12 protein-coding genes are annotated in these 11,775 nt (G+C 56.2%); 6 read left to right on the top strand and 6 right to left on the bottom strand.

What is annotated here, in order from left to right; translation table 11 throughout:
- On the bottom strand, positions 1-1,208 hold a 1,208-nt coding region (locus tag ACF8AM_RS04450; protein ID WP_392554474.1), incomplete at its 3' end, for an efflux RND transporter periplasmic adaptor subunit.
- A gap of 401 nt (positions 1,209-1,609) precedes the next feature.
- On the opposite strand from ACF8AM_RS04450, the gene ACF8AM_RS04445 reads away from it, so the two are divergent.
- Complete coding sequence (locus ACF8AM_RS04445) at positions 1,610-2,071, top strand: DUF1569 domain-containing protein (RefSeq protein ID WP_392554471.1); 462 nt, start codon at positions 1,610-1,612, stop codon at positions 2,069-2,071.
- Positions 2,072-2,191: 120 nt separating this feature from the next.
- Here ACF8AM_RS04445 and sugE read toward each other — a convergent pair whose 3' ends face one another.
- Positions 2,192-2,560, bottom strand: coding sequence for a quaternary ammonium compound efflux SMR transporter SugE (sugE, locus tag ACF8AM_RS04440; RefSeq protein WP_392554470.1), 369 nt, complete (start codon positions 2,558-2,560; stop codon positions 2,192-2,194).
- A gap of 150 nt (positions 2,561-2,710) precedes the next feature.
- Positions 2,711-3,409: a hypothetical protein gene (locus tag ACF8AM_RS04435; RefSeq protein WP_392554469.1), complete on the bottom strand. Its 699-nt coding sequence runs from the start codon at positions 3,407-3,409 to the stop codon at positions 2,711-2,713.
- A 328-nt stretch (positions 3,410-3,737) separates the two neighbouring features.
- On the opposite strand from ACF8AM_RS04435, the gene ACF8AM_RS04430 reads away from it, so the two are divergent.
- Together ACF8AM_RS04430 and ACF8AM_RS04425 are read left to right on the top strand one after the other, a co-directional pair.
- Entirely contained in the window at positions 3,738-4,517 is a 780-nt protein-coding gene (locus ACF8AM_RS04430) for an SDR family NAD(P)-dependent oxidoreductase (protein ID WP_392554468.1), read from the top strand.
- A 54-nt stretch (positions 4,518-4,571) separates the two neighbouring features.
- On the top strand, positions 4,572-5,942 hold the full coding sequence (locus ACF8AM_RS04425) for an NAD-dependent succinate-semialdehyde dehydrogenase (RefSeq protein ID WP_392554467.1): 1,371 nt from the start codon (positions 4,572-4,574) through the stop codon (positions 5,940-5,942).
- Between the two features lie 490 nt (positions 5,943-6,432).
- Here the strand turns inward: ACF8AM_RS04425 and ACF8AM_RS04420 are convergent, their stop codons facing one another.
- From ACF8AM_RS04420 to ACF8AM_RS04410, 3 genes are all read right to left on the bottom strand, one after another.
- On the bottom strand, positions 6,433-6,630 hold the full coding sequence (locus ACF8AM_RS04420) for a cold-shock protein (RefSeq protein WP_007326931.1): 198 nt from the start codon (positions 6,628-6,630) through the stop codon (positions 6,433-6,435).
- 195 nt (positions 6,631-6,825) lie between these two features.
- Positions 6,826-7,353, bottom strand: coding sequence for a hypothetical protein (locus ACF8AM_RS04415; RefSeq protein WP_392554466.1), 528 nt, complete (start codon positions 7,351-7,353; stop codon positions 6,826-6,828).
- Positions 7,350-7,931, bottom strand: a complete 582-nt coding sequence (locus ACF8AM_RS04410; RefSeq protein ID WP_392554465.1) for a hypothetical protein — start codon at positions 7,929-7,931, stop codon at positions 7,350-7,352. The genes ACF8AM_RS04415 and ACF8AM_RS04410 overlap by 4 nt, the downstream gene beginning before the upstream one ends.
- A 465-nt stretch (positions 7,932-8,396) precedes the next feature.
- On the opposite strand from ACF8AM_RS04410, the gene cysS reads away from it, so the two are divergent.
- From cysS to ACF8AM_RS04395, 3 genes are all read left to right on the top strand, one after another.
- Complete coding sequence (gene cysS / locus ACF8AM_RS04405) at positions 8,397-10,016, top strand: cysteine--tRNA ligase (protein WP_392554473.1); 1,620 nt, start codon at positions 8,397-8,399, stop codon at positions 10,014-10,016.
- 29 nt (positions 10,017-10,045) lie between these two features.
- Positions 10,046-10,534 carry a crossover junction endodeoxyribonuclease RuvC gene (gene ruvC, locus ACF8AM_RS04400; RefSeq protein ID WP_392554472.1) on the top strand — a complete coding sequence of 163 codons (489 nt, stop codon included), beginning with the start codon at positions 10,046-10,048 and terminating at the stop codon, positions 10,532-10,534.
- Between the two features lie 125 nt (positions 10,535-10,659).
- Positions 10,660-11,775: hypothetical protein (locus ACF8AM_RS04395; RefSeq protein ID WP_392554464.1), on the top strand; the 1,116-nt coding region annotated here is incomplete at its 3' end.

Genomic DNA, 11,775 nt, shown 5'->3' with positions numbered 1-11,775 from the left:
GAATCATCCACCAGTTTCCCGACGTACAAAGAGTCCAAATCGATGTCGACCGGTTCTCCATTGTCATCTTGCATTTGGACACTTTGAAAAACCCAGTTCCCCAAAAATGGAATCCTGAGTCCGTTCTCTTTCAAACGCTGGCGACGAACCTTCAACACCTCTGGCAATCGTTCTCGCAGCTTGCCGTTGGTGACAAGATAGACAAACGCCCCCTCCTCATCTTCATGAATGGACTCTTCCTCCACCAGAATCACGTCCTCCGGCGTGCCCATCATCCGATTGAGTCGCAACGGCCAAAGGTCTTCGGAACGAGCCACTTTGTCATCGGGCAGATCCTTCGGCAACCGGTTTCGCATTCGCTCATTCAACAACAACATGGTCATCGTGAACGTCCGCGTGTCAGGATCCGCACTCGCGTCCACGTTGTAGATGTATCCGTTGGTATGACGCTGAGTTCCATCAGCCAAAGCGTAAGACGTCGGCAATTGGTGGCGGCGACGCATCGATCGCGACTGTTTGGCTGACAGTTCCACCTCCACTTTGATCGGATTGGTCATTTGCAATGTCAGCACAGGATCCCCCGCGTTGACCACACTACCGGGCACGACATTCACGGCCGAAATTTGTCCCTGATAGGAACCGTACAAGGTGGTGTGTTCCAAATCGCGTTGCGCATCACGGAGCGTTTGTTCGGCGCGTCGAATCTGCGACTCGGCTGACTTCAACTCCGCTCGGGTTTGCTTTTCCGTAGCCAGCAATCCGCTCAGTGACGCCAAACGGGTTTGGACGAGGTTCCGGGCTTGGTCGTATTCGCTCTTGGACGCCGCGTTTTGCACTTTCAAATTCTCGATGCGTGAGAATTCCATTTCAGCGAGAGCCAAATTCGCTCGCGCGGATTCCATCTCCGCCGGCAAGGACTCTTCCAACCGGATCTCAATGCTCTCCTTGTTCAAACGGGCGACCTCCAGGTCCGCCTCAGCCGACTCCACTGCAATCTCATAGCGGTCCGGTTCGATCTGGGCGAGCGGTGTTCCCTGCTGGATCATTTCACCTCCAGCGTCGATGACTCGCCCGTCGATGTTCGCGCCAGGTTCTAGAACCCAAAGGACTTTTCCACTGACTTCGAAACCAATGTCTTCTGTCTTCCAAGACTGGACGCTTCCCGTCGCCGTGTAAGACGAGACAGGGACCGTCCGTGTCAGCGTCATCACCTCAACAGGACGTGGTGCCTTCTCGAATTTGACCTCTTCCTTTGGAACGCACCCAACGCTCGCAATCAACCAAAGAAGGAATCCCAATTGGGCGGCAAGCCACGAATGTTTCGAAAAACGAATTGTCATGAAGAGGCAATCAGAGAAGAGCGAAAACGCAGCGTGATGTTTCGAGCGAAGGCAGCACGCGATAGGCAGGTCGCGGGTTGTAACAACTTTACGCGATTGGCAAAGCTACGTTCGGGGACATTGCAGACGCCATCGCAGGGGGGACGACCTAACGTGTGACAATTCACCACCTTTCAACGGAAAGCAACCGCGCCCTGTTTGGGTACGATCCAAGCCATGACGAATGCACATCATGCCGTTCACACTCCTCTGAAAGAGCGTTTGAATCCGTGACAAACTTGAGAACTTTACAGTTCGCCAACTTGGATGAAGCTGTCCAGGAGGTCCGTGCCCTCCACCACAACGGATACACATCCTGTGGCGAATGGTCGCTGGGCCAAATTTGCCGCCATCTGACGCTGGTGCAAACTCCCAGTGTGGATGGCTATCCCGCTTGGATGTCCTTGTTCGCGTTCATGCGTCCCGCGATGCGTCGCTGGTTGCTCCCCAAACTTCGTCGTCCCGATTCGCCACGCGGAATCCGTACCGCATCGATCTTTGTGCCACCTGATCAGGTCGACGATCAAGAAGAAGTGGAGGCGTTTGCCCGCTGCGTCGATCGATTTCATGCCCACCACGGCGAGTACGCACCTCACCCCGCTTTCGGACGCATGAGCCGGGCGGAAATCGAAGAAATTCATACCCTGCACGCAGCGCATCACCTTCGGTTTCTTCGCCACAACGAATCGTAGTGGTCTGTCACGACTCATTTTCAGGTTTGTGGACGTGGCGAGTCCTGAACTGGCGTCCAAACCAAGGACTCGTCGCCTCGTCCACTATGATCAAACCTCACTTTTAACTTGGAAAAACCACTAGCGTGGTGGATTCGATTGGGTGTCTGCTGGGGCCGGTTGGGTCGTGTTCTCTGACGAAGCCAGTTTCAACCCGACAATTCCTGACACAATCACGGCGATGCAAGCCAAACGAATGGCGTCCCGTGATTCACCAAACAGAATCATTCCGGCGATGGCCGTTCCAACGGCACCAATTCCCGTCCAAACGGCGTAGCCCGTTCCGAGCGGAATGTCACGAAGCGCCAGTGAAAGCGTGAAGAAGCTTGCGATCATGATCACGATGGTGATCACCGTCGGAATGGGGCGTGAGAAACCTTCCGTGTATTTCAATCCGACGGCCCAACCAATTTCCAGCAACCCGGCAAGCAACAAGTAACCCCAAGCCATTTTTTTCCTTCAAACCATCCATCCTCATCGAACGCCGATCGCAAACGAGCCAACCGATCGGCCTGAACAATCGGCGAATCTCTCAGTATCGCCGTATCAACCTTTTCGGCAAGGCCGAGGTCGGTTGTTCGAAACTGAGAATCACGTGGATCAGGCGTCGATCGTGTTCGCTGAATACGCCTCATCAAAGCGTTCATCGAACTCTGCGAATACAGCAACCAACTCGGGACGATCCAGAACCTCTTCCACTTGTTTGGCTCCCGCTTCCATGTTTGCATCAGCTTGAAGATCACCGGCAGGTTGAGCTTGGTTCTCGCGACCGGCAACGTTCGCGGCCAAATCCATCGCGGACTCCTTCCACCCGCTCACCCCGGACAGCGCGTCTGACATTGCCGCGCGAACGACGCGAAAGTCCATTCTTGCGAAGGCCTCTTCAAAGGCTTCTCGCATCGCCAAAACTTGTTGGGGCTTCACCGGTCCGGAGCGGATGGTCTCTTCTTTCAACAAACGATCGAGTGTTCGCCCCAGCAGCACCATACGGATGATCTCGATCGGAACGCCCCGCACCGAAGTCAGGATCGCAACGATCTTTCGGATGGGAAACAACAACAGCTTCACAGGCGCTTTGGCGAGCATCCCCAAACACCCCGCGATGCACCCTGAATCATTCGCATAGTATGCCCGAAGCTCCTTCAGTGAATCGGTCCGATCATGCGCCTCCAGCGTCCGCGTCACCACGTATCGTCGACATTGTCCTCGAATCACATCATCCACAAACGGGATCGGGACAAACCGCGCAGCAGAAGAAACCATTCCCGCGAGAATCCACTGATGCGTCAACCAATTCATAGTCACAAATGTTCGTTCGAGGAGTGGAGAGCCTGATCAGCTTTGATTTGAGTTTGTTTCGTAGTCGTCCTGTTCGATGGCACCCGCGTTTTCAATCCCATCCCCACACGCGTCCACAATCCCACGCGCACAATCTCACACGCGTTGCACTCAGACGCGTTGCACTTCCTATGCCATACGCATCGACTGCCACATGAGCCAACGCAGTTATGCGTTACCCTTTTCCGCCCTGGTCAGCGTGCACCATTCTGGCACGGCATGTGCATCCGAACGACAAGCAGCGAGCCTCCACACGGCTGTTTTCCGTTCCCTCCATGGACACATACCGATGACACAAAATACCACGGCACTCATCACCGGGGCCTCTTCGGGGATCGGACGCGAATTGGCGATTCAGTTCGCGGATGCCGGAAACGACGTCGTTTTAGTCGCTCGCAGCGAGGACAAACTTCGCGAATTGGCGTCCGAAATCGAAGCTCGGTCCGACCGCCGGGCAACGGTGATCACCAGCGACTTGTCTCGTCCAGAAGCAGTCGACCAACTGTGTGAAGAACTCGCTCGCCGTTCCATCACCGTCGATACTTTGGTCAACAACGCTGGCTTTGGCGCTCTCGGGAAATTCGCCGAACTTCCCGCCGATCGTCAGATCGACATGGTGATGGTCAACGTGGTCGCGTTGACTCATCTCACCCGTCGTTTGCTTCCCAGCATGCTGCACAAAAACCGAGGCGGCATCTTGAATGTCGGGTCCATCGCAGCACACCAAGCCGGCCCCCACATGGCCGTCTACTACGCGACCAAAGCCTACGTGCTGTCATTCACAGAAGGCCTGCGTGAAGAACTTTCGGACACCTCGTTGCGAGTCACTTGCTTGGAACCCGGACCAACCGAGTCTGGATTTGGCGAGGATTCAGGCATGGGCAAACTCGAAATGTTCTCGTCCACCACGATGACCTCCAAGGCCGTGGCGATAGCCGGTTACGAAGGCTACATGAAGAACGAAGACGTTGTCATTCCCGGATGGAAAAACCGCTTGATGGTGACTTCCGCTGGGTTCTTGCCACGCATCGCGACACGCAAGTTGGTCGGAAAAATGCAGAGTGCCTGACCTTCAATTTCCTTCCTGCTATCTCCTTCATCACTCCAAAAACGGAACTCAATCATGTCCATCACCAGCGTCAACCCAGCTACCAACGAAACCATTCGCGAGTTTGAACCGCTTCACAAAGAGAACGCGATGCAAGCCATCGAGACCGCTCATCAAGCGTTTCAAGAATGGCGAGCGACAACTTTCGAGCAACGCAAAAAGAGCCTCCTCCAATTCGCGAAACTCTTGCGAACGGACTCGGACGAGTACGCCCGAATGATCACCCTGGAAATGGGAAAACGCATTTCGGAGTCACAATACGAAATCGAGTATTGCGCAAACATTGCCGAGTTCTACGCGAATGGTGCCGAGGAGTTCCTCGCTGACCAACCGATCGAACGCGTCGAGGCGAACGCTTACTTGCACTACGAACCAATCGGCGTGCTAATGGGCGTGATGCCTTGGAACTTCCCGTTCTACCAAGTCGTACGGTTTGCGACTCCCAACATCATGGCTGGCAACACCGTCATGGTGAAACACGCCAGCAACGTGCCGCAGTGCGCTGCCGCGATCGAAGAACTCTACCACGATTGCGGGCTGCCAAAGGGTGTGTATCAAAACTTATTCATCCCATCGGACTTCGTTGATTCGATCATTTCCGACTCGCGAGTCCAAGGCGTTTCGTTAACGGGCAGTGAGCCTGCCGGACGAGCGGTTGCCGCTCAGGCAGGAAAAAACCTCAAACGCAGCGTGCTTGAACTGGGGGGGAACGATCCGTTCATCGTCCTTGAGGATGCTGACATGGATCTTGTGATCGAGCAGGCCGTGAAAGGCCGCATGGTCAACGCTGGCCAATCCTGCGTGGCTTCGAAACGCTTCATCGTCGTAAAAGATGTCGCGGACCAGTTCATGAAAGGGTTCAAAGAAAAGCTCCAGGAATTGAAGCTTGGCGACCCAATGGACGAGGAAACCACACTCTCACCGCTTTCCACGGAAGAAGCAGCGGTCAAGTTGCAGGAGCAAGTTCAATCGTCCATCAATGCCGGTGCGACTGTCGTGTTAGGTGGAGATCGGCCAGACCGCGACGGAGCATTCTTCCATCCAACCATCTTGACTGATGTCACACCCGACAACCCGACCTTCGACCAAGAATTGTTTGGCCCCGTTGCGACGGTCTACATCGTCGATGACGAAGCCGCGGCCATTGAATTGGCCAACCACTCTTCCTACGGACTGGGCGGTTCTGTCTATACGACGGATCCACAGCGAGGACGTCGCGTTGCTGAAAAGGTTGAAACGGGAATGATGTTCCTGAACCAACCAACTAGCTCGCAAGCCGAGTTGCCATTCGGTGGCGTCAAGAACTCCGGCTACGGCCGGGAACTTTCGCACCTTGGCATTTTGGAATTCGTCAACAAAAAGCTGATCCACTTAGGGTCTTGTTGATTTGCTCGAGTTCCCAAACCGACGCGTGGGTTTTGAAGTTGCGTTTTTGCGTGAGGCATTGGTTTTTTCATCACCCGACGCGTCAGCGAGGCGAAGTCAGTATCGTTTTTCCCTCGCTGACGCGTCGGGTTATGAGAAAGCTGACGCTTCGGGTTATGAGAAAAGCGCAACTTCAAAACTGACGCTTCGGGGTTTGAGAAAAGCGCAACTTCAAAACGCGTGGGCGAGGCCGGCGCGGCATGCCCGACGCCGGCTCTGTCCGGGGTGCGGCTCGCCGACGGGCGATGCCCCGATTGGCGTCCCCGTCATCGCCGCCCGGTTTTTTCGAGTTACAGTTTCATTTTTTCAATCGCTTGCCCGTGACGCATCGGGGTGCTTTTGAAGAACGGTTGGTCTGGGTAGCGGTTGGGCTGGGTTCTGTCCGCGCATTAAAAAACCGCCATCAAAAGAATCGATGGCGGTGTCAATTTTCTCTACGAGATCAAGCCGTTCAGGCAGGAGTCACGTTTTCGGCGCAAGGTCCTTTGGGACCACGACCTTCAGTGTAAGTGACTTTTTGACCTTCTTGCAGTTCGTCGTAACTCGCGCCTTCGACATTCGTGCAGTGGAAGAACAAGTCTTTCGGCCCTCCAGTGTCGATAAAACCGAAGCCTTTGTCGGTGAGCCGTTTGATTGTACCTTCTGCCATTCTTCTAATTCCTTCGTGTAAACCGTGATGTTTCTCGCACCGAGTGCGCGAGCTATTACCACCACGAGGGGGACTATAACAGAATCTGGGGGCGTGTGGTGGGTTTCTTCTGTTCAGATTTCGTAGAAAAAGTCAGATTCGGCGTTTGACGGCTGATTCTGGGGGAAAACGTCCTGCGCTAGCTAACAAATTTTGTTAGCGAGCGTGGACTCTTTGGGACTGAATCGTGATCAGATTCACTCCTTCGTCGTACGTCACGGTGCCTTCCACGGTGACGACATCTCCTTTGGAAAGACCGGCCAGTTTCTCGGCACTGGTGTCGCGGACGGTCCCGGATTCGTCGACCAGTTGCACAATCGCTTTGGGGGCGTTCGCCAGTCGGCGTTTGCAGAATGGGCAGTTGTCAGCATGGTTTGGGTCACCGCCGGTGTGTTCTTCATCAGGCAGTTCGCTCAGCATGAAGGTCGCTGAATCGGGTTCAAACGCATCAAACTCTCCTGCATCGATCTTTCCGACCAGGGTGATTTCGGTTGGAGGCGTCTCGGTTTCGTCCCCGAAAAGTTCCTTCACTTCGGTCAGGGACAGGGCATTCGCTGGCGGTTCACTGAGGATCACCGCCGCGTCGGTGGGTGAAGAAGCGGGCTGGCTCTCGTTGGGATCGCAGCCAACGGCAAAGGCCAAACAGCCTGCGAACAATGCCAGGGTATGGAATCGGCGACTCATTGGAGGCCTCCTAGAACTTTGATGGCATCGTCGATGTCGCCACTGACTTCGCTGTATTCCGCTCCGCTTTCACCGTGCAGTTTGGCGTCGACTGATCCAAATGCATCGAAGAGAGAGTCGATGGCAGCGAGAGCCTGCTTCTTCTTTTCCTCGTTCAAGTCGCTTGCTTTGGCGAGCGTTTCAGTTTGCTCCAACAGCGTTCCGATCTCGTGCAGCTCATGGTGGACGGAATCGACATCGTCGTCCGCGAAGCCCCCCGCAATGGTTGACTTCATTTTGACGAGTTTTTCAACGGCAGCGGAAAGCGATTCCGGAGGTTCGGGTTTGTCCAGGTGGACAAGTGCGTCGCTGCTCAAGCCAGCCGCATCCGCGTCGATGACGTCGTGATCGTGTCCATCGTGATCGTGGCCTTCGTGGTCATGATCGTGGCCGTCGTGATCGTGGCCGTCATGGTCATGATCGTGGTCGCTGGAACCTGTGGTTGAGGTGGCGCCTGATTCTGTGGGGCTGGATGGTTGACATCCGGGGGCGGCCACCAGGGCCAGCGAGAGCAGAGCGAGGAAGGTGATCTTGGTCATTGGACGCCGCTTTCTGTGGATAGGGCATTGAAAACGCTGGCAACGACAGTCGTGACAGCGAGCGATAGGCGACAGGCACTGAATGGGAGACAGTCGCTTCACAAAACGAGGGAGTGTTGAGCGAGCGGTAAGCGGTGGTTTGCTACGCACGTCACTAGCTTAGCGTTCGCGGTTTTTTTCGAGGCATGGAATTGCTTCCGTGACCTAGAAAGCAGGCCCCGTCGATCTAGATGGCGGTTCTCTGGATTGCCTATTTTGCGTGTTTTGATGCGGCGGGGTTCTGTTCGTGGGGTGTCTTGGTTCGAGAAGGCTGGCTTAGGAGTGTTGGGGCGGCATGGTTGGGCGGTCGGCGATTCGGATTTGAAAGCGGGCTCGATCCAAGCCCGGCTGATTCCCTATACTCCCTGGCTATTCCAATTCGCGAGGACGCCTCGCCTTCGCTTCTTTCCAATCGCACGCACGCTGATGAGCATGACCGCCGCCGACCCGACCTCATCGGTCGCCTCCACTTCGTCCACACAACCTGCCATTCGGGTTTACAACACGCTGAGCAAAACCAAGGAGCCGTTCTTGCCGCTGCGTGCTCCGCGTGTGGGCATGTATTTGTGCGGGCCGACGGTCTATGCCGAGTCGCACATTGGGCACATGGTCGGCCCGGTCATCTTTGACACGATCAAACGCTATCTGACCTACAGCGGTTACGAAGTGACTTGGGTGGTCAACATCACCGATGTCGACGACAAGCTGATCAAGAAGTCTCAGGAACGCGGCATCCCTATGAGTCAGATTGCGGTTGAGATGACCGCTGACTACTTGGCCAACCTGCGGGAGTTGGGCGTCAATCAGATCGATCACTTGCCGCGTGCAACGGATCACATGCCCCAGATCATCGCGTTCATTGGCTCGTTGGAATCGAAAGGGTTTGCTTACGCGATTGATGGTGACGTCTTCTTTGACGTGACGAAGGACCCGGGCTACGGGCAATTGTCCAATCGATCGGTCGAGGACCAGCAAGGCGAAGGCGGGGGTGCCGCAGCGAAGAAACGCAACCCTGGCGACTTTGCACTTTGGAAATCAGCTCGTCCTGGCGAGCCTGCTTGGGAAAGCCCTTGGGGCGATGGCCGACCAGGTTGGCACATCGAGTGTTCCGCGATGAGCCATGAGATCTTGGGCGAGACCTTTGATATCCACGGTGGCGGGTTGGACCTGATGTTCCCGCACCATGAAAACGAGCGAGCGCAAAGCACGTGCTGCCACGGCGCCCCGATGGTGAAGTACTGGATGCACAACGGTTTGATGCGGGCCGGCGAAAAGGGCAAGGTTGGCGGCAAGGGCGATCGCGAAAACGCGGCGGCGGAAGCAGCTAGCGTCGAAGAGCAAGCCTCGGGCAAGATCAGTCGCAGCAAAGGGGCCGGCGGATTGGCCGATTTGATTCGTAGCCAAACCGGCGAACGCATTCGGTTCTTTTTGCTTCGAACCCAGTACCGAAGCACGATCGTTTACAACGAAGAAACCTTGGCGGAAGCGGGGACGTCCTTGGAAGCGTTCTATCGCTTTTTTGATCGTTTTGAAGAGATCACCGGCGGGTCGTTTTATGGGCTGGATGCCGCGACACGTCGCGCCGAAGGTGACTTCGATCCGGCGGGCGACGCTTTGCTGGCTGAAGTGCATGCGATCCGAGAGAAGTTCTTGGCCGCAATGGATGACGACTTCAACACGGGGGCCGCGATCAGTGTCTTGTTTGACGCTCTGCGAACGCTGAACCGTCACATTGACGCAAACAAGTTGGCTGCCGGTGCCGATGCGAAATCGCCTGCGGTGGAATCGCTTGTCAAAGCCACTTCGGTGATCGCTGAGTTGTCTCGCGTGCTGGGTTTGTTTGCCAAGCCGCCCGTCACGGCGGGGGGAGATGAAGCGGACGCCGAGTTGCTCGATTCCGTGGTTCATCTGTTGATTGACCTTCGCAAAGAAGCTCGTGAGCGAAAGGATTACGCCACCGGCGATGCCATTCGTGATCGCTTGGCGGATCTGGGAGTCGCATTGCTTGATAAGAAAGAAGGCACCTCTTGGGAACGCAAGTCGTAACGGCTCGTGCCGGATCAGCGTCCTGCATCTTGGGTATCGATCCAGGCCTGAACACCACTGGTTACGCGGTGATCTCGCGAGAGGGGCCGCGTCTGTGTTTGCGCGAAGCGGGCGTGATCAAATCTCGGCGTGCCGACACGCTTCCCGAGCGGTTGCGTGAAATCCATGTTGGATTGTCGGAAGTTTTCGCGGCCCACGCGGTGGACCTGATGGCGCTGGAGCAATTGTTTTCGCACTATGAACGACCTCGCACGGCGATCCTGATGGGGCATGCTCGTGGCGTGATCTGTTTGGCTGCCGCGTCTGCTGGCGTGCCCGTCGAGCACTACGAGCCGACTCGAGTGAAGAAGGTGATGACCGGCAACGGGCGAGCGCCAAAAAGCCAGATTCAGTTGGCGGTGAAGATGCAATTGAATTTGCAGTCCGTGCCCGAGCCCGCTGACGTCGCCGATGCGATGGCGATCTCATTGTGCGGCCACTACTTGGCCAACAACCCAATCGACCAGGCGTTGGCCTAAGCAGGTCGGCAGAGATGATCGAGCGCAACGATGTGAGCCGTTTGGGCCTTCGTCCCGTTTGTACGTGGGAGTTGCTAAGCTTCTGCGGTGCGTTCTTTTTCTCTGGCTAAAGTGTGGTTCGTTTCTTGAGTGATTCGTCGAATGGCGGGGCATCGCTGGGGGTGGAGGCTTCCCAGGCACGGCGACTTGGGTGGCCGCGTTCTGGGCTGTTGCTGTTTGGTGTGGTTTGTCAGTGCATCACCATCGCGATCACTTGGCCGCTGTGGCAGGTTCGCGAGTTGCCGCCGCATCTGCCGACGTTTGATTTGCCGCCGGTTTCCTTTGGTTGGATTCTCGTCGCTTCGCTGGCGTGGGTGGTGGTTCGGCCGCGGGCCGGGTTGATGGTGCATCTCAGTGTGCTGGTGGTTGCCGCGGTTTGGGATCAGTTTCGGTTGCAGCCGCAGTTCTTTTCGATTGCTGTGTTGATGGCGGCGTGTGTTTGGGGCTCGTGGCATCGCATCGCTCGTTGGTCATTGGTGTCGACTTGGGTTTGGGCGGGCGTGCACAAGTTTCTGTCGCCGGATTGGTTTGGCTATGCGTCGCATTGGTTGGTTGATCGCAGCGGGCTCGATGCGGATGCCACCTGCCTTTGGTTTGCGGGGGCGATCGCGGCGGTTGAGCTGGTCGTTGGTTTGTTGGCGATTTTTCGTCCGCGGTGGGCCGCGCCCGCTTGTGCGGCGATGCACCTGGGAATCGCGCTGGTGATCTCCCCGTTGGTCTTGGATTGGAATGAAAGCGTGCTTCCATGGAACCTATCCGTTGCGGTGATCGGGTCGTGGGTGACGCTGACCACGGGGGCTTGGTGGCCAGTTCGCGGTTGGGAGAGAGCGTTGGCCGCTTTCGCTTTGGTTTATCCGGTTGGTTTTTATGTTGGTTGTGTTGATCACGGGTTTGCGGGGGTGCTGTATTCAGGTTCGCTACCGCAGGGGCTTGTGAGTTCGCGAGATGGCGTGCGGCCGGTGGAAGGTTGGGGCGAATTGCATGTTCCTTTCCCGAAGGAACGCCGGACGATTCGCATCCATTTTGAGCAGGTTGCGGAGCCTGGCGACAAGCTGCACCTCGCGGACGTTCGTCCTTGGTTGGACGACGCGTTTTATGTGTTGGGCTCGCAGCGTCGCGCCATCGAGATCAGTCGCGATGAGTTCTTTGCGGGCATTCCTGCAGGCAGTCCAGGGGCACAGGCCGGGCGGGAGGTCGGCGGC

Origin of the sequence: Rhodopirellula sp. JB055 (assembly GCF_043100905.1) — a bacterium.
Taxonomy (GTDB): Bacteria; Planctomycetota; Planctomycetia; order Pirellulales; family Pirellulaceae; genus Rhodopirellula.
This window is presented reverse-complemented; position numbering and strand designations above follow the sequence as displayed.

What these genes read in the sequence shown, in the direction of transcription:
- sugE (WP_392554470.1), bottom strand. Translation starts at nt 2,560, where the DNA reads ATGGCTTGGGGTTACTTGTTGCTTGCCGGGTTGCTGGAAATTGGTTGG.
- ACF8AM_RS04435 (WP_392554469.1), bottom strand. Translation starts at nt 3,409, where the DNA reads ATGAATTGGTTGACGCATCAGTGGATTCTCGCGGGAATGGTTTCTTCT.
- ACF8AM_RS04430 (WP_392554468.1), top strand. Translation starts at nt 3,738, where the DNA reads ATGACACAAAATACCACGGCACTCATCACCGGGGCCTCTTCGGGGATC.
- ACF8AM_RS04425 (WP_392554467.1), top strand. Translation starts at nt 4,572, where the DNA reads ATGTCCATCACCAGCGTCAACCCAGCTACCAACGAAACCATTCGCGAG.
- ACF8AM_RS04420 (WP_007326931.1), bottom strand. Translation starts at nt 6,630, where the DNA reads ATGGCAGAAGGTACAATCAAACGGCTCACCGACAAAGGCTTCGGTTTT.
- ACF8AM_RS04415 (WP_392554466.1), bottom strand. Translation starts at nt 7,353, where the DNA reads ATGAGTCGCCGATTCCATACCCTGGCATTGTTCGCAGGCTGTTTGGCC.
- ACF8AM_RS04410 (WP_392554465.1), bottom strand. Translation starts at nt 7,931, where the DNA reads ATGACCAAGATCACCTTCCTCGCTCTGCTCTCGCTGGCCCTGGTGGCC.
- cysS (WP_392554473.1), top strand. Translation starts at nt 8,397, where the DNA reads ATGAGCATGACCGCCGCCGACCCGACCTCATCGGTCGCCTCCACTTCG.